The sequence below is a fragment of the Streptomyces sp. NPDC088915 genome (assembly GCF_044749825.1).
In the GTDB taxonomy this organism is placed as follows: domain Bacteria; phylum Actinomycetota; class Actinomycetes; order Streptomycetales; family Streptomycetaceae; genus Streptomyces.
Genome location: NZ_JBIVIR010000006.1, coordinates 107,603 through 130,079, shown reverse-complemented (window position 1 = coordinate 130,079; position 22,477 = coordinate 107,603). Strand labels below are relative to the sequence as shown.

19 protein-coding genes are annotated in these 22,477 nt (G+C 72.7%); 10 read left to right on the top strand and 9 right to left on the bottom strand.

Features of this window, described 5'->3' with window-relative positions; translation table 11 throughout:
- Positions 1 to 31 precede the first annotated feature (31 nt).
- A complete protein-coding gene (locus ACIP5O_RS13125; protein WP_401292199.1) occupies positions 32 to 523 on the top strand; it encodes a hypothetical protein in 492 nt (163 codons plus the stop codon).
- A gap of 69 nt (positions 524 to 592) precedes the next feature.
- On the opposite strand, the gene ACIP5O_RS13120 is transcribed toward ACIP5O_RS13125, so the two are convergent.
- The 4 genes from ACIP5O_RS13120 to ACIP5O_RS13105 all read right to left on the bottom strand — a co-directional run bounded on the left by ACIP5O_RS13120 (position 593) and on the right by ACIP5O_RS13105 (position 4,976).
- Entirely contained in the window at positions 593 to 1,717 is a 1,125-nt protein-coding gene (locus ACIP5O_RS13120) for a GuaB3 family IMP dehydrogenase-related protein (protein WP_125659941.1), read from the bottom strand.
- Between the two features lie 105 nt (positions 1,718 to 1,822).
- Positions 1,823 to 3,325, bottom strand: coding sequence for an IMP dehydrogenase (gene guaB / locus ACIP5O_RS13115; RefSeq protein ID WP_030209131.1), 1,503 nt, complete (start codon positions 3,323 to 3,325; stop codon positions 1,823 to 1,825).
- A 192-nt stretch (positions 3,326 to 3,517) separates the two neighbouring features.
- Positions 3,518 to 4,120, bottom strand: coding sequence for a sigma-70 family RNA polymerase sigma factor (locus ACIP5O_RS13110; protein WP_401292196.1), 603 nt, complete (start codon positions 4,118 to 4,120; stop codon positions 3,518 to 3,520).
- A 244-nt stretch (positions 4,121 to 4,364) separates the two neighbouring features.
- A complete protein-coding gene (locus ACIP5O_RS13105) occupies positions 4,365 to 4,976 on the bottom strand; it encodes a response regulator transcription factor (protein ID WP_003948568.1) in 612 nt (203 codons plus the stop codon).
- Positions 4,977 to 5,410: 434 nt separating this feature from the next.
- Between ACIP5O_RS13105 and ACIP5O_RS13100 the strand changes: the two genes are divergently transcribed.
- Positions 5,411 to 5,746, top strand: a complete 336-nt coding sequence (locus ACIP5O_RS13100; protein WP_125659938.1) for a WhiB family transcriptional regulator — start codon at positions 5,411 to 5,413, stop codon at positions 5,744 to 5,746.
- A gap of 146 nt (positions 5,747 to 5,892) precedes the next feature.
- Here the strand turns inward: ACIP5O_RS13100 and ACIP5O_RS13095 are convergent, their stop codons facing one another.
- Positions 5,893 to 6,786 (bottom strand): LysR family transcriptional regulator, encoded by an 894-nt coding sequence (locus ACIP5O_RS13095; RefSeq protein ID WP_401292193.1) that lies wholly within the window; start codon positions 6,784 to 6,786, stop codon positions 5,893 to 5,895.
- An 81-nt stretch (positions 6,787 to 6,867) separates the two neighbouring features.
- Here ACIP5O_RS13095 and ACIP5O_RS13090 point away from each other — a divergent pair, with 81 nt between their 5' ends.
- Positions 6,868 to 7,566, top strand: coding sequence for an MOSC domain-containing protein (locus tag ACIP5O_RS13090; RefSeq protein WP_401292190.1), 699 nt, complete (start codon positions 6,868 to 6,870; stop codon positions 7,564 to 7,566).
- Between the two features lie 40 nt (positions 7,567 to 7,606).
- Positions 7,607 to 8,380 (top strand): SDR family NAD(P)-dependent oxidoreductase, encoded by a 774-nt coding sequence (locus ACIP5O_RS13085; RefSeq protein WP_401292187.1) that lies wholly within the window; start codon positions 7,607 to 7,609, stop codon positions 8,378 to 8,380.
- An 18-nt stretch (positions 8,381 to 8,398) separates the two neighbouring features.
- On the opposite strand, the gene ACIP5O_RS13080 is transcribed toward ACIP5O_RS13085, so the two are convergent.
- Positions 8,399 to 10,213 carry a DUF2264 domain-containing protein gene (locus ACIP5O_RS13080; RefSeq protein WP_401292184.1) on the bottom strand — a complete coding sequence of 605 codons (1,815 nt, stop codon included), beginning with the start codon at positions 10,211 to 10,213 and terminating at the stop codon, positions 8,399 to 8,401.
- Positions 10,214 to 10,413: 200 nt separating this feature from the next.
- Between ACIP5O_RS13080 and ACIP5O_RS13075 the strand changes: the two genes are divergently transcribed.
- The 5 genes from ACIP5O_RS13075 (at position 10,414) to ACIP5O_RS13055 (ending at position 15,779) form a co-directional block, all read left to right on the top strand.
- A complete protein-coding gene (locus ACIP5O_RS13075) occupies positions 10,414 to 11,535 on the top strand; it encodes a substrate-binding domain-containing protein (RefSeq protein WP_401292183.1) in 1,122 nt (373 codons plus the stop codon).
- A 124-nt stretch (positions 11,536 to 11,659) separates the two neighbouring features.
- Positions 11,660 to 12,976, top strand: coding sequence for an ABC transporter substrate-binding protein (locus ACIP5O_RS13070; protein WP_401292181.1), 1,317 nt, complete (start codon positions 11,660 to 11,662; stop codon positions 12,974 to 12,976).
- A 5-nt stretch (positions 12,977 to 12,981) separates the two neighbouring features.
- The gene (locus ACIP5O_RS13065) at positions 12,982 to 13,881 is read left to right on the top strand and encodes a carbohydrate ABC transporter permease (RefSeq protein WP_401292180.1); all 900 of its coding nucleotides are present in this window, start codon (positions 12,982 to 12,984) and stop codon (positions 13,879 to 13,881) included.
- Positions 13,878 to 14,747 (top strand): carbohydrate ABC transporter permease, encoded by an 870-nt coding sequence (locus ACIP5O_RS13060; RefSeq protein WP_401292178.1) that lies wholly within the window; start codon positions 13,878 to 13,880, stop codon positions 14,745 to 14,747. The genes ACIP5O_RS13065 and ACIP5O_RS13060 overlap by 4 nt, the downstream gene beginning before the upstream one ends.
- An 18-nt stretch (positions 14,748 to 14,765) precedes the next feature.
- Complete coding sequence (locus ACIP5O_RS13055) at positions 14,766 to 15,779, top strand: hydroxyacid dehydrogenase (RefSeq protein WP_401292175.1); 1,014 nt, start codon at positions 14,766 to 14,768, stop codon at positions 15,777 to 15,779.
- Between the two features lie 15 nt (positions 15,780 to 15,794).
- Here ACIP5O_RS13055 and ACIP5O_RS13050 read toward each other — a convergent pair whose 3' ends face one another.
- Positions 15,795 to 19,148, bottom strand: a complete 3,354-nt coding sequence (locus ACIP5O_RS13050; RefSeq protein ID WP_401292172.1) for a hypothetical protein — start codon at positions 19,146 to 19,148, stop codon at positions 15,795 to 15,797.
- Between the two features lie 75 nt (positions 19,149 to 19,223).
- Here ACIP5O_RS13050 and ACIP5O_RS13045 point away from each other — a divergent pair, with 75 nt between their 5' ends.
- Positions 19,224 to 19,922, top strand: a complete 699-nt coding sequence (locus tag ACIP5O_RS13045) for an ester cyclase (protein WP_401292170.1) — start codon at positions 19,224 to 19,226, stop codon at positions 19,920 to 19,922.
- Between the two features lie 64 nt (positions 19,923 to 19,986).
- Here the strand turns inward: ACIP5O_RS13045 and groL are convergent, their stop codons facing one another.
- Together groL and groES are read right to left on the bottom strand one after the other, a co-directional pair.
- Positions 19,987 to 21,615 carry a chaperonin GroEL gene (gene groL / locus ACIP5O_RS13040; RefSeq protein WP_356541324.1) on the bottom strand — a complete coding sequence of 543 codons (1,629 nt, stop codon included), beginning with the start codon at positions 21,613 to 21,615 and terminating at the stop codon, positions 19,987 to 19,989.
- 107 nt (positions 21,616 to 21,722) lie between these two features.
- A complete protein-coding gene (groES, locus tag ACIP5O_RS13035; RefSeq protein ID WP_015035628.1) occupies positions 21,723 to 22,031 on the bottom strand; it encodes a co-chaperone GroES in 309 nt (102 codons plus the stop codon).
- Positions 22,032 to 22,477 lie beyond the last annotated feature (446 nt).

Sequence of the window (22,477 nt, the reverse complement as noted above, 5' to 3'; positions counted from 1 at the left end):
GCGCGTTCCGTTCCCCGGGGGGATCCACCGCATGAGCCAGCCCGTTCCGCCGTCCGGCAACCCGTTCGCCGAGGGCGCCGCGCCGCAGCCCTACCCGGCGGCGCCGCCGCCCGCGCCCGTCCGCGACAACGTGGGCCTCGGCCTGCTGGCCGCGTTCGTCGCGGCCCTCGTCGCCGCCGCGGCCTACGGCGGCATCGCCGGTGCCGTGGAGCGGGAGATCGGCTGGGCCGCCGTCGGCGTCGGCTTCGTCGTCGGCTTCGCGGCCGGCAAGGTCGGCGGGACCAACCCGGCGCTGCCGGTGGCCGGCGCCGTGCTCTCGCTCGGCGCGGTCTACCTCGGCGAGCTGATCCTCCTGGCGATCATCGGCGGCAAGGAGCTGAACGTCCCCGCCACCGAGCTCTTCCTCGACCACTTCGACGTGATCACGGCGGCCTGGAAGGAAGGCCTGGGACCGCTCACCTTCCTGTTCTTCGGCCTCGCCGCCTTCGCCGCCTTCTCGGGCGCCAAGAAGGCCGCCCAGTAGCACCGGGGGATACGCGAGAGGGGCCCCGCACCGGGTCGGTGCGGGGCCCCTCCTCCGTACGTACGGAGGTCAGCGCTTGTGCTGCGCGTCCGCGACCGTGACCTCGACGCGCTGGAACTCCTTGAGCTCGCTGTAGCCCGTGGTGGCCATCGCGCGGCGCAGGGCGCCGAAGAAGTTCATCGAGCCGTCCGGGGTGTGCGACGGACCCGCGAGGATCTCCTCGGTGGTGCCGACGATGCCCAGGTCGACCAGCTTGCCGCGCGGCACGTCCTCGTGGACGGCCTCCATGCCCCAGTGGTGGCCCTTGCCGGGCGCGTCCGTGGCGCGGGCCAGCGGGGAGCCGATCATCACGGCGTCGGCGCCGCAGGCGATCGCCTTCGGCAGGTCGCCGGACCAGCCCACGCCGCCGTCGGCGATGACGTGCACGTACCGGCCGCCGGACTCGTCCATGTAGTCGCGGCGCGCCGCGGCCACGTCCGCGACGGCGGTCGCCATCGGGACCTGGATGCCCAGGACGTTGCGCGTGGTGTGCGCGGCGCCGCCGCCGAAGCCGACCAGGACGCCCGCGGCGCCGGTGCGCATCAGGTGCAGGGCAGCGGTGTACGTGGCGCAGCCGCCGACGATGACCGGGACGTCCAGCTCGTAGATGAACTGCTTCAGGTTCAGCGGCTCGGCCGCGCCCGAGACGTGCTCGGCGGAGACGGTCGTGCCGCGGATGACGAAGAGGTCCACCCCGGCGTCGACGACGGCCTTGGAGAACTGCGCGGTGCGCTGCGGGGAGAGCGCGGCGGCGGTGACGACGCCGGAGTCGCGCACCTCCTTGATGCGCTTGCCGATCAGCTCCTCCTGGATGGGGGCGGAGTAGATCTCCTGCAGGCGGCGGGTCGCGGCGGCCTCGTCCAGCTCCGCGATCTCGTCGAGCAGCGGCTGCGGGTCCTCGTACCGGGTCCACAGGCCTTCGAGGTTCAGGACGCCCAGGCCGCCCATCTCGCCGATCCGGATGGCGGTCTGCGGCGAGACGACCGAGTCCATCGGAGCGGCCAGGAACGGCAGCTCGAACCGGTAGGCGTCGATCTGCCAGGCGATCGAGACCTCCTTCGGGTCCCGGGTGCGCCGGCTGGGCACGACGGCGATGTCGTCGAACGCGTACGCCCTGCGGCCGCGCTTGCCGCGCCCGATCTCGATCTCAGTCACGATGTGTGGCCTTTCCCTCTACGTCTGCGCCTACCAGTATCCCCGACACGCGCGCGTGGGGCGGCTCCGGCCACATGCCGGAACCGCCCCACGCGTCGCGCTCCGTTACTTCCTGCTGTAGTTCGGCGCCTCGACCGTCATCTGGATGTCGTGCGGGTGGCTCTCCTTGAGGCCCGCCGCGGTGATCCGCACGAAGCGGCCCTTGGACTCCATCTCCGCGACGGTGGCCGCGCCCACGTAGCCCATGGTCTGGCGGAGGCCGCCGACGAGCTGGTGCAGGACGTTGGAGAGGGGACCCCGGTAGGGCACCTGGCCCTCGACGCCCTCGGGGACGAGCTTGTCGTCGGAGGAGACCTCGGCCTGGAAGTAGCGGTCCTTGGAGTAGGACCGGCCCTGGCCGCGGGACTGCATGGCACCGAGCGAGCCCATGCCGCGGTACGACTTGAACTGCTTGCCGTTGATGAAGAGCAGCTCGCCGGGCGACTCCTCGCAGCCCGCGAGGAGGCTGCCGAGCATCACGGTGTCGGCGCCGGCGGCCAGCGCCTTGCCGATGTCGCCGGAGTACTGCAGGCCGCCGTCGCCGATCAGCGGGACGCCGGCGGCGCGGGCCGCGAGGGAGGCCTCGTAGATGGCGGTGACCTGCGGGACGCCGATGCCGGCGACCACGCGGGTGGTGCAGATGGAGCCGGGACCCACGCCGACCTTGATGCCGTCGACGCCGGCGTCGATCAGCGCCTGCGCGCCGTCGCGGGTGGCGACGTTCCCGCCGATCACGTCGACGTCGACGCTGGACTTGATCTTCGCCATCCAGCTCAGGGCGTTGCTGTTGTGGCCGTGCGAGGTGTCGACGACCAGGAAGTCGACGCCGGCGGCGGCGAGCGCCTGGGCGCGCTCCAGGGCCTCGGGGCTGGCGCCCACGGCGGCGCCGACGAGCAGGCGGCCCTCGGCGTCCTTGGCGGCGTTCGGGTACTTCTCCGCCTTGACGAAGTCCTTGACGGTGATGAGGCCCTTGAGGACGCCCTGGTCGTCGACCAGCGGCAGCTTCTCGATCTTGTGGCGGCGCAGCAGCTCCATGGCGTCGACGCCGGAGATGCCGACCTTGCCGGTGACCAGCGGCATCGGCGTCATGACCTCGCGGACCTGGCGGTCGCGGTCGGTCTCGAAGGCCATGTCGCGGTTGGTGACGATGCCGAGCAGCTTGCCGTCGGGGGTGGTGACGGGGACGCCGCTGATGCGGAACTTGGCGCAGAGCGCGTCCGCCTCGGCGAGGGTCGCCTCCGGGTGCACGGTGATCGGGTCGGTGACCATGCCGGACTCGGAGCGCTTGACCAGGTCGACCTGGTTGACCTGGTCCTCGACGGACAGGTTGCGGTGGAGCACGCCGACGCCGCCCAGGCGGGCCATCGCGATGGCCATGCGGGACTCGGTCACCTTGTCCATCGCCGCCGAGAGCAGCGGGATGTTGACGCGGACGTTGCGCGAGATGCGGGACGAGGTGTCGACCGCGTTCGGGAGGACCTCGGAGGCTCCCGGCAGCAGCAGCACGTCGTCGTAGGTCAGCCCGAGTGTCGCGAATTTGTCGGGCACTCCGTCGACGTTGGCAGTCATGACACCTTCCCAAATGGCCTTGATCGGTGCGGGATGTCCATGCTAACGGGCCCGAGCGGTGTCTCATTCCACGAGCAAGATCAGCGGGCGGCTTTGGACGTTCCCACGTGGACGAAAGGGACGACGGGAGCCGTCGGGACTTACCGTCCGGCGGGGCGGCCCGAAGGGGCGGGGAGTCGGCGAGCGGCGGGGTTACTGCTCCGCCAGCGCGCGCAGCCGGCTGAGGGCGCGGTGCTGGGCGACCCGGACGGCGCCGGGGGACATGCCGAGCATCTGCCCGGTCTCCTCGGCGGTGAGCCCGACGGCGACCCGGAGGACGAGCAGCTCGCGCTGGTTCTCCGGGAGGTTGGCGAGCAGCTTCTTGGCCCACTCGGCGTCGTCGCTGAGCAGGGCCCGCTCCTCGGGCCCGAGGGAGTCGTCGGGCCGCTCGGGCATCTCGTCGGAGGGCACGGCCGTGGACCCGGGGTGCCGCATGGCGGCCCGCTGGAGGTCGGCGACCTTGTGCCCGGCGATGGCGAAGACGAAGGCCTCGAAGGGCCTGCCCGTGTCCTTGTAGCGCGGCAGCGCCATCAGGACGGCGACGCAGACCTCCTGGGCGAGGTCCTCGACGAAGTGGCGCGCGTCGCCGGGCAGCCGGTTGAGGCGGGTGCGGCAGTACCGCAGGGCGAGCGGGTGCACGCGCGCGAGCAGGTCGTGCGTGGCCTGCGCGTCGCCGTCGACCGCGCGGTGGACGAGCGCGGCGATCTCCCCCTGCCCGGCGGGCATGGGGGACCGTGCGGTCTCGTCGTCGCGCATCGCTCCATGGTGCCCCGACGCTTCCGCGTCCGTGGCACCGCGTCCGTAGTTGTGCACCGAAGCGTTATGAGCAGGTGCGCCGGAACTCATCCCCCGCGCCCTCCCCTCCCGCTCGATCGACTCGTCCCCGAGGAACTCCACATCTCAAGGATGCGTCATCCGGCGGGGAAGTGACACAAGCCCACCCCGTCCGGCCCGCGAAGGACGCGGACGGGGACGGGGATGCGGCAGGTGACCTGCGACGTCAGCGGACCAGGCCCCAGCGGAAGCCGAGCGCGACGGCATGGGCGCGGTCCGAGGCGCCCAGCTTCTTGAAGAGGCGCCGGGCGTGGGTCTTGACCGTGTCCTCGGAGAGGAAGAGCTCGCGCCCGATCTCGGCGTTGGACCGGCCGTGGCTCATGCCTTCGAGGACCTGGATCTCGCGCGCGGTGAGGGTGGGCGCGGCGCCCATCTCGGCCGAGCGGAGACGGCGCGGGGCGAGCCGCCAGGTCGGGTCGGCGAGCGCCTGGGTGACCGTGGCCCGCAGCTCGGCGCGCGAGGCGTCCTTGTGCAGGTAGCCGCGGGCACCCGCGGCGACCGCGAGCGCGACGCCGTCGAGGTCCTCGGCGACCGTGAGCATGATGATCCGGGCGCCGGGGTCCGCCGAGAGCAGCCGGCGGACGGTTTCCACGCCGCCCAGACCGGGCATGCGCACGTCCATCAGAATCAGGTCCGAGCGGTCCGCTCCCCAGCGGCGGAGGACTTCCTCGCCGTTGGCCGCGGTGGTCACGCGCTCGACGCCGGGCACGGTCGCGACCGCGCGGCGGAGCGCCTCTCGGGCAAGCGGGGAGTCGTCGCAGACGAGGACGGATGTCATGCCTGACCTCCGCGGCTCTCGCAGCTGTTGCGCGTCACCTTGAGCCTCCAGGGCTGTACGTATCGTCACCTGTGCGGTTGACGCTCTCGGACACCTGCCCGATCGCTTATTCCTCCAACCGCCTCCGCACTCTCAACGACGGTCACTCGAAAGAGTTACGGGTCGGACGGCAGGCTTCGGCACTCTACGTGAGGGGCCGTGCGCGGAGGAGAGCGACGCGGCCGTTCCGCCCGGAGATCAAAAGCTATGCCCCATTTAGCGGGATTTCTTCCCTTTTCGCAGTGTCTGTGGCTAGATTCGCAATGAGTCATATTTACATCTACTTAGACAGTAGGTGTAACGACCCGAGCTGTCGGGGACCGGAAGGAGCCCCGGCCATCAGCCATCCACCCGCCCACCTATCCGTTCGACACGGTTTCAAGGGGACAAGCGCAATGGCAGATTTCTCCCGCCTTCCCGGACCCAACGCCGATCTGTGGGACTGGCAACTGCTCGCGGCCTGCCGCGGGGTCGACAGCTCCCTGTTCTTCCACCCCGAGGGAGAGCGCGGCGCGGCACGGAGTGCGCGTGAGAACTCGGCGAAAGAGGTCTGCATGCGGTGCCCGGTGCGCGCGGAGTGCGCGGCACACGCACTCGCCGTGCGGGAGCCCTACGGCGTCTGGGGCGGCCTCACCGAGGACGAACGCGAAGAGCTCATGGGACGCGCCCGCAACCGTCTGATCACGACGGCCCCCACCACGGCACCGACGACCGCGCCGGCGTCCATGTGAAGGAACGTTTCTTCGAGTAGCTTCGAGCAGCTCCGAGATCCGACGAGAACCAAGAGCCGAGAACCAAGAGCCGAGAACCGAGAACCAAGAGCCCGAGAACAGCAACGCCCACCGCGCCCACGCGCGTGAGGACACCGCGCAGGTGCCTACGCGCGCGTGGCGGCGCGTGTCAGCTCGTCCAGCGTGGCGGCGACCGCCGGGACCTGCGCGAGGTCCGGCAGGGTCAGGGCCACGATCTCCCGCTCCACGGCGGGCTCCACGGCCACGGTCCGCGCCCCCCGGGGCCGTACGGACTCGATGGCGAGGGACGGCAGGACGGCCACGCCCAGACCCGCCCCCACCAGGCCCACCACGGCCGGGTAGTCGTCGGTGGCGAAGTCGATGCGGGGCGTGAAGCCCGCCTCCTCGCAGACGTCCACGAGTTGGCGGCGGCAGCGCGGGCAGCCCGCGATCCAGGACTCCTCCGCCAGCTCCCCGATGCCGACCGGACCGGACCCGGCGAGCCGGTGCCCCTCGGGGACCAGGCCCACGAGCCGGTCGGCGAGCAGCGGGCGGACGACGAGGTCGTCCCACTCGGCCCGCCCCGCCCCGTACCGGAAGGCGAGGGCGATGTCGCAGTCCCCCTCGCGGAGCATCTCGATCGAGCGGGGCGGCTCGGCCTCGACGAGGGAGACCCGGGTGCCGGGGTGCGCGGCCCGCAGGGCGGCCAGGGCGGTGGGGACGAGGGTGGAGCTGCCGCTCGGGAAGGAGACCAGGCGGACCCGGCCCGCGCGGAGCCCGGCGATGGCGGCGACCTCCTCCTCGGCGGCGGTGAGTCCGGCGAGGATGCCGGAGGCGTGGCGCACCAGGACCTCGCCCGCCTGGGTGAGGCGCATCTCGCGGCCCGTGCGGATCAGCAGCGGCGTGCCGGCGGAGGCTTCGAGCGCCTTCATCTGCTGGCTGACGGCGGGCTGGGTGCAGCCGAGCTCGCGCGCGGCGGCCGAGAAGGAGCCGGTGGCGGCGACGGCGCGCAGGACGCGGAGGTGGCGTGCCTCGATCATGTGCTCCAGCATAAGCGAGTCTTGGGAGAGGGTTCGAATATCGCTCGAAGGCTTTGAGAGGGACGCCCGTAAAGTGCCCTCATGACCTTGCTGAGTGTGAATGTGGGCCGCGCCAGGGCCGTGGACTACACCGACGCCCCCGTCGGACGTACGGCCATCGACAAGCGTCCCGTCGAGGGGGCCGTGCGGATCGAGGCGCCGGGGCCGCTCGGCGTCGGGAGGAGCGGGCTCGCCGGGGACGACGTCTGCGACCTGCGCTTCCACGGCGGCGCCGACCGGGCCGCGTACGCCTTCGCCCGCGAGGACATGGACCTGTGGGAGCGGGAGCTGGGCCGCGAGCTCGCCAACGGCTCCTTCGGCGAGAACCTCACCACCCGGGGCCTCGACGTCAACAACGCCCTGATCGGGGAGCGCTGGCGGATCGGCGACGAGGTGGTCCTGGAGGTGACCGGCGGCCGCATCCCGTGCCGCACGTTCGCGGGCTTCCTCGGCGAGAAGGGCTGGGTCAAGCGGTTCACGCGGTCGGAGGCGGGGCCGGGCGCGCTGCTGCGGGTGATCGTGCCGGGCGAGGTGCGGGCGGGCGATCCGATCGCCGTCGTGCACCGGCCCGACCACGAGGTCACCGTCGCGCTGCTCCACCGGGCCGCGACCGTCGAGCGGTCCCTGCTGCCCGGCACGCTGGCCGCCGCCGCGTGGATGGAGTCGGGCCTGCTCGACCTCGCCCGCCAGTACACGGAGAAGCACGCGGACAGGCAGGCTGCGGAGTGCGCCGGGGCATAGGGCCGGTGCCCGGCTCCGGACGGGGCACTACCGTGCCCGTATGACGACTGCACTGATTACGGGGGCCACCGCGGGCATCGGGGCCGCCTTCGCCCGGCGACTGGCGGCCGACGGCCACGACGTCGTGCTCGTGGCCCGGGACGTGAAGCGGCTCCGGGAGCAGGCGACCGAGCTGCACGACCGGCACGGGGTGGAGGCCGAGGTGCTCGCGGCGGACCTCTCCGAGGAGGAGGGGATCGCCGCCGTCGAGGCGCGGCTCTCGGACCCGAGGCGACCGGTGGACCTGCTGGTGAACAACGCCGGCTTCGGCAACAAGGGCCGGTTCCTGGAAGTCTCCGTGGCCGACGAGCTGAAGATGCTCACGGTGCACTGCGAGGCCGTGCTGCGGCTGACCTCGGCCGCCGCCGCCTCGATGAAGGAGCGGCGCCGGGGCGGGGTGGTGAACGTCGCCTCGGTGGCCGCCTTCCTGCCCCGGGGCACGTACGGCGCCTCGAAGGCGTGGGTCGTGCAGTTCACCCAGGGCGCGGCGCGGGACCTGGCGGGCAGCGGGGTGCGGCTGATGGCGCTCTGCCCCGGCTTCGTGCGGACCGAGTTCCACGAGCGGGCCGGGATGGGGACGGACAACATCCCGGGCTGGATGTGGCTCGACGCGGACAAGCTGGTGTCGGCGGCGCTGTCCGACCTGGACCGGGGGAAGACGCTGTCGATCCCCGACCCCCGTTACAAGGCCCTGATGGGCGTGGCGAAGCTGGCGCCGCGTGGTCTGCTCGGCGGGGTCTCCTCCAAGGCGGGGCGCAAGTACGGCCCGAAGTGATCCTCGCGGGGGGTCCGTTCACAGCAGGGCGTCGAGGTCCAGGTGCGCGGTGCTGCCGTCCCGCCAGGTCACGTGGAGGGCGTGGCCGTCGACCCGCACGCGCGCGAGGGCGGTGACGGCGGCCGGGTCGGGGGCGGCGGTGAGCGAGGCGAGGGACGCGAAGAGGGCGGCCGGGCCGCGCGTGGTGCCGTACAGGGCGAGGACGCGGCCGTCCGGCCCCTGAAGGGTCTCCCCCACGGGGAGCGCGGTGGCCGGGTCCTCCGGCGGGTGGCCGTGGACCGGGTGGAGCCGGGCGCGCGGCCCGTCGGGCGTGGTGGCCCAGCCGGTCTGCCGTACGGGTGTCCCCTCCGGGGCGCCGAGGACGAGGTGGGCGCGGAGTTCGGCGTCGCCGTGGGCGAGGGTCGCGGAGAGGATCCGGACGCCGGGACGCGGGACGTGCAGGGAGGCGGCCCAGCCGGGGCCGGTGCCGGCGGGCACCGCGGGCCCCCGGGTGGTGGCCCGGCCCCCGTCGTCGAGCAGCGCGAAGTGGTTGTCGGCCGGGGCGGTCCCGGTGGTGGGTCCCGTACGGGTGGAGTAGGCCTGGCGGGCGTAACCGGGGTCGTCCTCGCCGCCCGCGCGGCTGTGCACGTGGTTGCTGCCGTGGTTGTGGAGGCGTACGAGCCCGTCGGCGGCGGTGGTCTGGACGAGCAGCCCGGCGGGGGCGACGGCGCGGACGGTGTCGGCGCGTTCGGCGGGCAGGGGCTCCTCGGGGTCGATCCAGGCCGGGTGGCCGGCGGGCAGGAGGAGGCCGAGGAAGCCCTTGGACGCCCAGTAGGGGGAGCCCGGACCCGAGTACTCCTGGACGAGCGGCGGGTACGGGCCGTGCCAGCCGAGGGTGAGGAGCCCGTGCCCGTCGGTGGCGCCCCGGTCGAGGAAGTACCGCAGGGTCCCGGAGGCGAGGCGGCGGGTGGCGCCGGGGGTGAGCGGGGTGTGGCCGGTGAGGGCGCCGAGCCAGGGGGCGGCGGCCGCGGCGAAGCGGTAGATCAGGGAGCGCCCGTACGGGACGGGGGCGCCGTTCGCGTCGAAGAGGTGGACGTGGTCGTCGAGGTGGGCGCGCAGCCGGGGGCCGTACCGGTCGAGGAGCGCGCGGTCGCCGGACAGGTGGGCGTGGAGCACGGGGTAGAAGTGCAGGGCCCAGGCGTTGTAGTGGTCGAAGGCGCGGTTGTCGCCGTCGCTGTACCAGCCGTCGCCGAGGTACCAGTCCTCGACGCGGGCGAGGGAGCGGTCGATCGTGGCGGCGGCGCGGTCGGTCTCGATCCCGGCGTCGCGGAGGAAGCCGGCGACGGTGAGGCCGAAGAGCCACCAGTTGTTGTCGACCGGGGACGGGCCGAGGGCGGGCAGCAGCCACTCCACGACCCGCTCGCGGACGCGGTCGTCGAGCCGGTCCCAGAGCCAGGGGCGGGTGAGGCGCAGGCCGAGGGCGACCGAGGCGGACTCGACGACCGCCTGGCGGGTGTCGGCCATGGGGGGCCAGGACTCGGCGTCGTCCCGGCCCGGCTCCTCCGTTCCGGCGGCGAGGCCCGCGGCGTACCGGTCGAGGTGGCCGTGGGGGTCCGCGCCGCGGTCGCCCGCGACGCGGAGGGCGGCGAGGAGGAAGGTGCGGGCCCAGCCCTCCAGGCCGTCGGAGCGGGGCCCCGACCAGCTGGGACGGGGCCCGGGGAGGTCGATCAGGCCATGCCGGGGCGAGGCGAAGGGCCGCACGTCGAGCAGGAGCCGGTCGGCCGCGGCCTCCCAGTGGACCCGGGTCCAGCCGGTGTACGGGCTGAGCGCGCGGTCTTCGGGGGGCGTGGGCATGAGTTGCTCCCTGTGACGGTTCCGGCGGCGTCCCGAGGGCCCCGTGGCGGCTCCGCGTCCTGACGTCCGTGTCGTCGGGAATCCTGGACAGGCTCCGATCGAACGTCAAGACTTTCGGATCGAATGATCGAAATTCCCTCCGTTCGATCATTCTGAACTAGACTCGGGGGACCACCACCACCGCGAGGGGGAACCGCGCCGTGCGCGAGAGTGCTGCCGAACGACACGACCGACTGCTGGCCCTGGTGCGCGAGCGCGGCACCGCCCGCGTCTCCGAGCTCGCCGAACGGCTCGGCGTCTCCCCCGTCACCGCCCGCCGGGACGTCGAGGCCCTGGCCGGCCGGGGCCTGCTCGACCGGGTGCACGGCCAGGTGTCCTGGCCGGAGCGGCAGGGCGCGCCGGGGGCCGGGCGGCCCGGCGAGGGCCTGGTCCTCGGCCTGCTCGTGCCCTCCGCCACGTACTACTTCGCCGAGGTCATCCGGGGCGCGCACGAGGCGGCGGCCCGCGCCGGGGCCCGGCTCGTGCTGCGCGTCTCGGACTACCGCCCGGAGGAGGACCGGGCCCGCACCGAGGGGCTGCTCGCGGCGGGCGCCGAGGGCGTCCTGGTCGCGCCCGGCTGGCGGGGCCCCGAGGACCGGCTCGCGTACGGGGACTGGCTGGCCGAGCTGCCCGTGCCGGCCGTGCTCCTGGAGCGGCGCGCCGAGCCCGGCAGCCCGCTCGACGGCCTGGACCGGGTCGCCTCCGACCACGCCCACGGCGTCCTGCTCGCCCTGCGCCACCTGCTCTCCCTGGGTCACGCGACGCCGCTGCTCGTCGCCCGCCGCGACTCCCCGACCGCGCTCGCGGTGCGCGCCGGGTACGCCGAGGCGCTCGGCACGCTGGGCCTGGCGGAGCCGCGGCCGGTCGTCGACTCCGTACCGGCGGAGACGGACCCGGAGGGGTTCGAGCGGGCGGTGCGGGCGCTGCACGACGCCGTCGGCTCCGGCCTGGCGGGCGCGGCCCTGGTCCACAACGACGTGGACGCCATCGAGATCGCGCGCCGCCTCGCCGAGCTGGGGGTCAGGGTGCCGCAGGACCTGGCCCTGATCGCGTACGACGACGAGGTCGCCGCGCTCGCCGACACCCCGCTGACGGCGGTCGCCCCGCCCAAGCGGCAGGTGGGGCGGCACGCGACGGAGCTGCTCGTGGAGCGGCTCACCGAAGGGGGTGAGGGAGCGGGGGACGGGCCCGGGGAGGCGCAGGCGCGGCGCCATCTGAGCCTGCTGCCGTGGCTGCGGGTGCGGTCCTCGTGCGGGGCTCCGGCGGCGGCCTTCCACCCGTAGAGGTCCGCCCTGATCGATCTGTTCTTTTTTCGATCAATCAATCTTTCGCTCTTGACTTCGGTCATGAACGGTCACAGGATCACGGCCACAACCTCCCAGCCGCCCCGCCCCCAGGAGCCGTGCCGTGACACCCTTCCGGAGCAGAACGACCCGCGTCATAGCCGGCACCGCCGCCGCCCTCGCCGTCCTCACGGCCTGCGGCGGCGGCGGTGACGACACCGCGAACAAGCCGAACGGCCCCGTGACCCTCACCTTCTGGGGCTGGGCCAAGGGCACCAAGGACGTCGTGGACGCCTTCAACGCCTCCCACACCGACGTCAAGGTGACGTTCGAGGAGATCCCCTCCGGCACCGCCGGCGGCTACGCCAAGATCTCCAACGCCGTGAAGGCGGGCAACGCCCCCGACCTCGTCTCCATCGAGTACTCCTCGCTCCCCGAGTTCGTGAGCTCCGGCGCCCTCCAGGACATCGGCGGCGAGTTCACCGAGGCCGACCGCGCCAAGCTGCTCCCGCAGAGCGTCGAGCTCACCACCCTCGGCGGCAGGACCTGGGCCGTCCCCTTCGACGCCTCCCCGCAGGCCTTCTTCTACCGCAAGGACCTCTTCGAGAAGTACAAGGTCCAGGTGCCCACCACCTGGGACGACTTCAAGAAGGCCGCCGAGCAGGTGAAGAAGGCCGACGCCAAGGCCCGCATCGCCACCTTCTTCCCGGACGACCCGACCACCTTCGAGGCCATGGCCTGGCAGGCCGGAGCCCAGTGGTTCAAGGCCGAGGACGACACCTGGAAGGTGAACACCACCGACCCGGCCACCACCGAGGTCACCGCCTACTGGCAGGGGCTCCTCGACGCCGGGCTCGTCCACAAGAACGCCTCGTTCTCCCCCGAGTGGGTCGGCTCCCTCAAGAACGGCACCACCCTCGGCTACCTCGGCGCCTCCTGGGGCGCGGGCGTCCTCAAGGGCACCCTGCCCGAGCAGAGCGGCAAGTGGGCCGTCGCCCCGATCCCCAGCTGGGACGGCAAGCCCGCCAGCGGCATGCTCGGCGGCACCTCCTTCGCCGTGACCAAGGACAGCAGGAACAAGGCCGCGGCCGTCGCCTTCGCCGAGTGGATGTCCACCACCGAGGAGGGCGTGCGGGCCCGCATCGCCTCCGGCACCTCCTCCGCCTTCCCCGCCGCCGCGGCCCTGCGCCCGGTCGCCAAGAAGGCCTTCGACGCCGGCTACTACGGCGGCCAGGACATCTACGCCCTCTTCGAGACGGCCGGCGCCTCCATCGACCCGAACTGGGCCTGGGGGCCCACCACCGGCACCACCAACACCACCATCAAGGACCGGTTCGGCGCGGTCGCCGCGGGCGGTCCGACGCTCGCCGACGCCGTGAAGGCCGGCCACGACGCCACCGTCGCCGAACTCACCAAGCGCGGCCTGAAGGTCGAGGGCTGATCCGCGTGAAGGCCCGCACCCGCGCCGCCACGATCCTGCTGACCCCCTTCTTCCTGCTGTTCACCGCGGTGATGGTGGTGCCGATCGGCTACGCGGTCTGGCTCAGCCTCTTCACCGAGAAGCAGTCCGGACTGGGCTTCGGCGGCACCGAGACCGTCTTCACCGGCCTCGACAACTACACGGCGGCGCTGGGTGACCGGGCCTTCCGCGAGGGCTTCGGCGTCCTGCTCGGCTACTGCCTGCTCTACATCCCGCTGCTGCTCGCCGGAGCCCTCGGCCTCGCCCTCCTGCTCGACTCGGCGCTCGCCCGCGCCCGCCGCTTCTTCCAGCTCGCGCTCTTCCTGCCGCACGCCGTCCCCGGCATCATCGCCGCCCTGATCTGGGTCTACCTCTACACGCCCCAGCTCAGCCCGGTCGTGAAGGCCATGGAGGCGGGAGGGATCGGCTTCGACTTCTTCTCCCCCGGGGGCGCCCTGCCCTCCGTCGTGAACATCGCCCTGTGGGAGTGGCTCGGCTACAACATGGTGATCTTCTACGCGGCCCTCCAGGCCATCGACCGCTCCGTCCTCGAAGCGGCCACCGTGGACGGGGCGGGGGCCTGGCGGATCGCCTTCTCCATCAAGGTCCCGCTCGTCAGGGCCTCGCTCGCGATGGTCGGGCTCTTCACGGTCATCGGCTCCCTCCAGCTCTTCACCGAGCCGCTCATCCTCAGCAAGGGCACCGGCTCCGCCGTCACCTCCACCTGGACGCCGAACATGTACGCCTACACCGCGGCCTTCGACCGCAACGACTACGGGCTCGCCGCGGCGGCCTCCGTGCTCCTCGCCCTGACGGCCGCGCTGCTCTCCTTCGCGGTGACGCGCCTGACCGGCCGCCGGGCGGCACGGAAGGAGCGCACCGCATGAGCACCGTCCGTACGGGAAGGACCCGTTCCGCCAGCAGATGGCTCTCACGAACAGCCGTCAACGGCGTCCTCGTCCTCGCCACCGTCTACATGCTCTTCCCGCTGGTCTGGCTGCTGACCGCCGCCACCAAGGACGCCGGCGGCCTGCTCGCCGGGGACGCCTTCTCCTTCGAGGGCTTCGACCTCGGCGGCAACCTCTCCCGGCTCGCCGCCCACAGCGACGGCATCTACTTCCACTGGTACCTGAACAGCCTCCTCTACGCCGGGCTCGGGGCGCTCGCCTGCTCGCTCGTCAGCGTGGCCGCCGGATACGCCTTCCACGTCTACGACTTCCGGGGCAAGGAGAAGCTCTTCGGCCTCGTCCTGCTCGGCGTGCTCGTCCCCACCACCGCGCTCGCCCTGCCGATGTACCTCCTCGCCAGCGAGATCGGCCTCGTCAACACCTACTGGGCCGTCCTGGTCCCCGTCCTCGTCAACCCCTTCGGCGTCTACCTCTCCCGGGTCTTCTGCGCCGGCTACGTCCCCGACGAGGCCCTGGAGGCCGCCCGCATCGACGGGGCGGGCGAGCTGCGCGTCTTCTGGTCGATCGGCCTGCGCATGGTGATGCCCGGCTTCGTGACCGTCTTCCTCTTCCAGTTCACCGCCGTCTGGAACAACTTCTTCCTCCCCCTGGTGATGCTGTCCGACCAGAAGCTGTACCCGCTGAGCCTCGGCCTGTACGCGTGGAACAGCAACGCCCATGCCGAACCCGACTACTACCCCCTCGTCGTCACCGGCTCCCTGCTCGCCGTCGTCCCCCTCGTCATCGCCTTCGTCTCCCTCCAGCGCCACTGGAAGGCCGGTCTGACGGCCGGCAGCGTCAAGTGAGGAAGGCCGTCACCCACGATGCACCCCACCACTGACAACCGCCCCTCCCTCCTCCTCGCGATGGGCCCGGGGGTCGCCGACCGCCTGCTCACCGAGGCCCACCGCACCCGCCTCGCGGCCCTGACCCGCACCGATCCGCACCTGGTCGCCCACGACCTGACGGCCCCGGACGCCCGGACGGCCGCCGCCCTCGCGGAGGCCGAGGTGCTCCTGACCTGCTGGGGCGCGACCCCGCTCACCCCCGAGGTCCTGGACCGGGCGCCCCGGCTGCGGGCCGTCGTCCACGCGGCCGGCTCCGTCAAGCACCACGTCACGGACGCCTGCTGGGAGCGGGGCCTGCGGGTCACGTCGGCCGCCGCCGCCAACGCGCTGCCGGTCGCCGAGTACACGCTCGCCGCGATTCTCTTCGCCGGGAAGCGCGTCCTGCGCTCGGCCCGGCGGTACGCCGAACTCCGCACCGACCACGCCTGGCTGGAGGAGTCCACGGCCTGGGGCAACCACCGCCGCACGATCGGCATCGTCGGCGCCTCCCGCATCGGCCGCCGGGTGATCGACCTCCTGCGCCCCTTCGACTTCGAGATCCTGCTGTACGACCCGTACACCGAGGTCCCGGGCGTGGAGGCGGTGTCCCTGGACGAACTCTGCGCCCGCAGCACGGTCGTCTCGGTCCACGCGCCCCAACTCCCGTCCACGTACCGCATGATCGGCGCGGCACAACTGGCGGCGATGCCGGACGGGACGACCCTGATCAACACGTCCCGGGGCTCCCTGGTCGACGAACCGTCCCTCCTCCCCCACCTCCTCACGGGCCGCCTCCACGCGATCCTCGACGTCACGGACCCGGAACTCCCCCCGCCGGACTCCCCCCTGTGGACCCTCCCGAACGTCCTCCTCACCCCCCACGTGGCGGGCTCCCTCGGCAACGAACTGCACCGGATGGCGGACCAGGCGGTGGGGGAGGTGGAGCGGTACGTACGGGGGGAGGCGTTCGTGGAGGAGGTGCGGGCGTCGGACCTGACGCGGTCGGCGTAGCCGCCGGGCCTCCGCTCAGACTTCCAGCGCGCGGTGTAGGCGGTCGGCCTCGGCAAGGACGAGCGGGAGGGCGTCGGGTTCGTGACGCAGGACGGCGGGCAGCGCGTCGTACCAGGGACCGGTGTGAAGGGCGAGGGCGGTGAGCTCGCGGGCGCGGGTCGGTTCGGGGTGGGCGAGGGCGAGACCGGCGTAGGCCCGGGCCCGGGCGAGGCCGCGCCGTGCAAGGCCGTCAAGGAGGTCCGTGGCCCGTGCGTAATGTCCGGCGCGGGCCAGGACGCCGACGAGGTCGAGCTGTGTGGCGGAGGTGTCCTCGAAGCGGTACGCCCGCGTCCGCGCGAGGACGACTGCCTCCTCATCCCGCCCGGTGGCGACGAGCGCCTCCGCCAGGAAGGACTTCTCCCGGATCCCGTTCAGGCGCTGCACGTGCGAGGTCGCCTCCCGAAGCAGTTCGGCGGCCTCCGCCGTCCGTCCCAGGGCCATCTGCGCCCGTACGACGACGGGCAGCGGGGCCGCCGTGTACCGCAGGATCCCGCGCGCGGCGGCCACGGCACGGGTCAGCTCGCGGGCCGCCTTCCCGTCCCGGCCCTCCTCGTGCAGGGCGCGGGCACGCGCCGCGCGCCGCTCCGCCTCCACGACAGAGACCCACTGCTCGGGAGCGGGCAGCAGGCGGTGCGCCGTCTCGCCCTTGGTCGGCCGGCCCCCACCACATCCCCATTCGAAACGCTCCGGCGGTTCGCTCAGCGACGGATCGCCCAAGGCGCGGGCGACCAGGTCGAGCAGGTGCCTCTGCTGATCGACGACCGCCGTCCGCGCCTGCCGTTCGGCCTCGTCGAAGCGGCCCGTGGCAAGCAGGGCGCGCACAACCGGGAGCAACTGCGACTCCAGGTTCCCGTTGGCCGCCAGACCCTCTGTGAGGACCTGGGCGCGTCCGCCGTGCCCTGACAGTGCCAGCGCCTCCGCGACGGCCGCCAGGACGGGGATGGCCTCCGCACGCCGGGGCTCGCGGCTCGCCGCCTCGACACGGCCGAGCAACACGACGGCCCGGTCGCAGTACCCGGCGCCGGCCAGGGTCCGCGCGAGCCAGGTCTGCCCGGTGACGACCGTGCCGGTCTCGTACGACACGAGTGCCTCGGCCTCTTCGACGCGTCCCGCCCGGACCAGGGCGCCGACCACGAACCGGGTCGCGCGGGAACGGCTCCCCAGGCCAGTCAGCCCGGCAAGGGCGGGTCCGAGTCGTTCGACGGCACCTTCGCGGGCCCAGGCCTCGATCAGTGTCGTTCGGATGTCGTCCCCGTCGGTGCCGGAGGCCATCCGGTCGGTCAGCGTCTCGGCCCGGTCGAGCGCGCCCGTTCGCACCAGGCCCCGGACCAGCGCGAGGCGTCCGTCGTGGGCGTACGGGCACTCGCCCCACTCTGCGACCAGGGCCTCGGCGCGCTCCACGGCCCCGGCCACGACGAGGGCCTCGACCAGTCCGCCGTCGGGTCCTACCGTCGCGGTCTTCTCCGGGAGCGCGGCAAGCCCTTCATCGATCAGCGCTTCCGCACCCTCGCAGACCTCGCCGGCGATCCGCACCAGGGCGAGCGCGCGTCCGAGGCCGCTCGCGGAACGGGCCAGGGCGAGGGCCTCGGCCTCGCGTCCGGCCCCGACGAGGGCGACGCAGACGAGGGCGCGGCCCTCGGCCTCCGCCCCCTCTCTCTCCGGGGCGGCCAGCGCGTCCAGCGCCGACCGGAACTCACCCGCCCGGCACCGGAGCGCCACCAGATCCAGCAGGAAGTCGCTTCTCAGGACGACTCCCAGCGTCCGCGCGACCTCCTCCGCCCGGTCCGCCTCCCCCACGGCGACCCAGGTGTTCCCGACGGCCTGGAGCACGGAGATCCGCTCATTGCCGTGGTCGACCGTGTCGGCCAGCGCGGCGGCCTCGTCGACCAGGGCGAGGGCCCGCTCCTCTTCACCGCGCGCGTGCAGCAGCCGTGCGAGGCCGCACAGGGCCCGGATCCGGTTCACCGGTTCGAGCCCCCGCGCCAGCGCAAACCCCCTGTTCACCTGCCCCACTTCGGCCCATGCCGCAGGGAGTTCGTCCGGCACCCGTCCGTTGCGGTCCCGCAGGGCGGCCCGGCGCAGGGCGAGTTGCAGGAGGGTGACGATCAGACCGGGCCGGTCCCCCCGCTCCAGCAGCGCCTCGCCCGCCGTCGTGATCTCCCCGAGCGCCGTCCCGTCGCCGCCCGTCGCCGCGAGCAGCCGGTCGTGCCGTACGGCGTCGAGGGCGCACGCGGCCATCGCGTCCGGGTCTCCGGCGGCCCGCAGCATCGGGAACCAGCCGTGCAGCAGGTAGTCGGGGGTGCCGTCCGGCCAGCCCCGGGCGCGCCACTCCCCCGCCCAGTCGTCCAGCGCGCCCCGCCACCGCCCCAGCTCCCGCGAACCCAGCATCTCCCGCGCCTGGACCACCAGCTCCTCGTGCGCCAGCAGATACGCCTCGTCCCGCAGTGCGAACGTCCGTCCCGGCCCCGTTCGCAGGACGTCCCTCACCCGGTACGGGATCTCGGCCGTCAGTTCCGCCAGGTCGTCCGCCGTCAGGCCGCCGCCCGCCGCCGTGAGCAGTCCCAGGAGTTCGTACGGGAGGCCGCCGCCCGTCAGGAAGTGCTTCAGCTCCCGTTCCGCCTCCGCGCGGATCGCGCGGGCCTTCGGGGAGGAGGACAGGAGCCGGACGATCGACGGGTCCCTGAGCGGGTGGTCCTCGGGGACGTCCGCCGGGAGGGGCGGGTTGAGGCGGCCGGAGACGACGACCGGCAGGTCGAGCGTGCCGTACGGGAGGAGGGCCGCGATCGAGTGGGCGTCCGGGCCCGTCGTCACCCCCCGGTCCTCGTCCAGGCCGTCCACGAGGAGGACCAGGCGCTCGCCGCGCGCCGCGCGGGCCTCGGCGGCGGAGGCGTACAGGCGCAGGAGGTGGGCCTCACGGGTGGCGGCGGTCAGCAGGGCCGGGAGGCCCTCCCCCGCCAGCTCCGCGAGCTGCTCCAGGACCACGTCCACGTACGCGACCACGTCGTTCTGCGCGCCGAGCCGGGCAGTGACGAAGAAGGGGACGATCCGCACGCCCGGGGGCGCGTCGAGTGCGAAGGAGGCCATCAGCGCCGTCTTGCCCGCCCACGCGTCCGCCCGCCACCACCGGTACCCGCTCCCCGTGCGGCAGAACTCCGCCAGTTCCGCCAACTCCTCCTCACGGCCCACGAGTTCCGGCGGGGCGATCCGGCGGACCTGCTCCCGGTACGCCGAACGGACCGCCGTCCCCGTCCCCGTACCGAACCCGACCGTGTTGCCGTCGCCGATGACGACGACGCCCGCCTCGTTGTCGACATCGATCCCCCGCTTCATGGGCCCCATCGTGCCAGGGCGCCCCGCGCCCCCCGAACCTAGAATGGAGACGTCCCTGCCGCCCCGGGAGGCGTCATGACCTTCGTGCAGATCATCGACTGCAGGACGAGCCGCTTCGACGAGATGAACCGGCTCATGGACCAGTGGGCCGAGCAGACCGAGGGGAAGCGGACGGCCACCCACAGCGTCCTCGGGAAGGACCGGTCCGACGGGTCGCACTTCGTGGAGATCGTCGAGTTCCCCTCGTACGACGTGGCGATGCGGAACTCCCACCTCCCCGAGACCGACCGGCTCTTCCACGAGATGGTCGCGCTCTGTGACGGGATGCCGACCTTCACGGACTTGGACGTCGTGCGGGACGAGCAGATGTGCAAGGCCGCCGCGCGCCGGTTCCTGGAGCTGATCGGCACGCCGGGGGAGCTTCCGCCGCTGGACGAGGTGATCGCCGAGGGGTGCCACAGCCACGACCCCTCCGACGTGCAGGACTCCCTCGGCATGGACGCGGTCCGCCGCGGGATCGAGATGTGGCGGCAGGGGTTCGACTTCGCCTTCACCGTCGAGGACCAGATCGCCGAGGGCGACCGCGTCTGCACCCGCTGGACCTGCGACGCCACCCACACCGGCGACTTCATGGGCCTCCAGCCCACCGGCATCGACGTCCGGATGACCGGCACGCTGATCCAGCGCTTCCGGGACGACGGCAAGGTCGTCGAGGACTGGTGGCAGTACGACATGCTCGGGCTGATGGAGCGGCTCGGAGCGGTGGAGGAGTAGAGACGCGCTGAGGCCCGGTGCCCCCGCGACGGGGGCACCGGGCCTCAGCGGTCGGCTACGCGCCTCAGTGCGAGTGGCCGTGACCGTGGCCGTGGCCGTGGTCCGCCGGCTCCTCTTCCTTCTTCTCCACCACGAGGGTCTCGGTGGTGAGGAGGAGGGAGGCGATCGAGGCGGCGTTCTCCAGGGCGGAGCGCGTCACCTTCACCGGGTCGATGACGCCGGCCTTGACCAGGTCGCCGTACTCGCCGGTCGCGGCGTTGAAGCCCTGGCCCTTGTCGAGCTCCGCCACCTTCGAGGTGATGACGTAGCCCTCCAGGCCCGCGTTCTCGGCGATCCAGCGCAGCGGCTCGACGGCGGCGCGGCGGACGACCGCGACACCCGTGGCCTCGTCGCCGGTCTTGTCGAGGTTGCCCTCCAGGACCTTGACGGCGTGGACGAGCGCGGAGCCGCCACCGGAGACGATGCCCTCCTCGACCGCGGCGCGGGTCGCGGAGATGGCGTCCTCCAGACGGTGCTTCTTCTCCTTCAGCTCCACCTCGGTGGCGGCGCCGACCTTGATCACGCACACGCCGCCGGCCAGCTTCGCGAGGCGCTCCTGGAGCTTCTCGCGGTCCCAGTCGGAGTCGGTGGACTCGATCTCGGCCTTGATCTGGTTGACGCGGCCCTGCACCTCGGACGAGTCGCCGCCACCGTCGACGATGGTGGTGTCGTCCTTGGTGATGGTGACGCGGCGGGCGGTGCCGAGCACGTCCAGACCGGCCTGGTCGAGCTTGAGGCCGACCTCCTCGGCGATGACGGTGGCACCGGTGAGGGTGGCGATGTCGCCGAGCATGGCCTTGCGGCGGTCGCCGAAGCCGGGGGCCTTGACGGCCACCGCGTTGAAGGTGCCGCGGATCTTGTTCACGACCAGGGTCGACAGGGCCTCGCCCTCGACGTCCTCGGCGATGATCAGGAGCGGCTTGCCGGCGCCGGCCTGGATGACCTTCTCCAGGATCGGGAGCAGGTCCTGGATCGAGGAGATCTTGCCCTGGTTGATCAGGATGTACGGGTCGTCGAGGACGGCCTCCATGCGCTCCTGGTCGGTCACCATGTACGGGGACAGGTAGCCCTTGTCGAAGGCCATGCCCTCGGTGAAGTCGAGCTCCAGGCCGAAGGTGTTGGACTCCTCGACGGTGATGACGCCGTCCTTGCCGACCTTGTCCATCGCCTCGGCGATGAGCTCGCCGACCTGCTGGTCCTGCGCGGAGAGCGCGGCGACGGCGGCGATGTCGGACTTGTCGTCGATCGGGCGCGCGGTCGCGAGGAGCTCCTCGGACACGGCCTTGACGGCGGCGTCGATGCCCTTCTTCAGGGCGGCCGGGGAGGCGCCGGCGGCGACGTTGCGCAGACCCTCGCGGACCAGGGCCTGGGCGAGCACGGTGGCGGTGGTGGTGCCGTCACCCGCGATGTCGTTGGTCTTGGTCGCCACCTCCTTCACGAGCTGGGCGCCGAGGTTCTCGTACGGGTCCTCGATCTCGACCTCGCGGGCGATCGTGACACCGTCGTTGGTGATGGTGGGGGCGCCGAACTTCTTGTCGATGACGACGTTGCGGCCCTTGGGGCCGATCGTCACCTTCACCGTGTCGGCAAGCTTGTTGACGCCGCGCTCAAGGGCGCGACGGGCGTCTTCGTCGAACTTCAGGATCTTCGCCATGGGAGCGGTTCAGCCCTCTCGGAATCTGCTGGTGGAACGAACGGCGCCCCGGGGCGCCCGGGAAAGGGGCCTCGGGGCGCGGTTCAGAGCCTCTGGCTCGGGGTGACTTACTTCTCGACGATCGCGAGCACGTCGCGGGCCGAGAGGACGAGGTACTCCTCGCCGTTGTACTTCACCTCGGTGCCGCCGTACTTGCTGTAGAGCACGACATCGCCGGTCTTGACGTCGAGCGGCAGGCGCTCGCCGTTCTCGAAGCGGCCCGGGCCGACGGCCAGGACGACGCCCTCCTGGGGCTTCTCCTTGGCGGTGTCCGGGATGACCAGGCCAGAGGCGGTGGTCTGCTCGGCGTCGAGCGGCTGGACCACGATGCGGTCCTCGAGCGGCTTGATGGCAACCTTGGAGCTGGTGGTCGTCACGATCCGACCTCCCCCTTCGGAGATCACGGGGTTGACTGTCTGAGGTGGCGAACCAGGTGGATCCGTCGTCGCGGGTGCCGGACCTGCCCGTCGCTGTGTTGGCACTCTCCGGTGGGGAGTGCCAGAGCCGAGACTATGGCCGCGATTAGCACTCGGTCAAGCGGAGTGCCAATTCATCGCTCCGTGGCGTGACCGGGGGCGCGGTCGTGCGGGGTTCCGGGGCCTTCCGGCAGCGCCTTCCCTCCCGGTCCGCGGACCGTACGCCCGCCCGTTCGACCGGCTTTCCCTCCACCGCGGCCCGTCCGACCCGCTCCCGCTCCCCCGTGGCCCGTCCGACCCGCTCCCGCTCCCCCGGCGGCGCCGAAGCCCGGGATCCCATCCCCTCCGCCGCCTTCCGGCCCAGCCGCTCGATCGGGTCCACCGGGCCGTCCGGGGAAGCGCAGGCG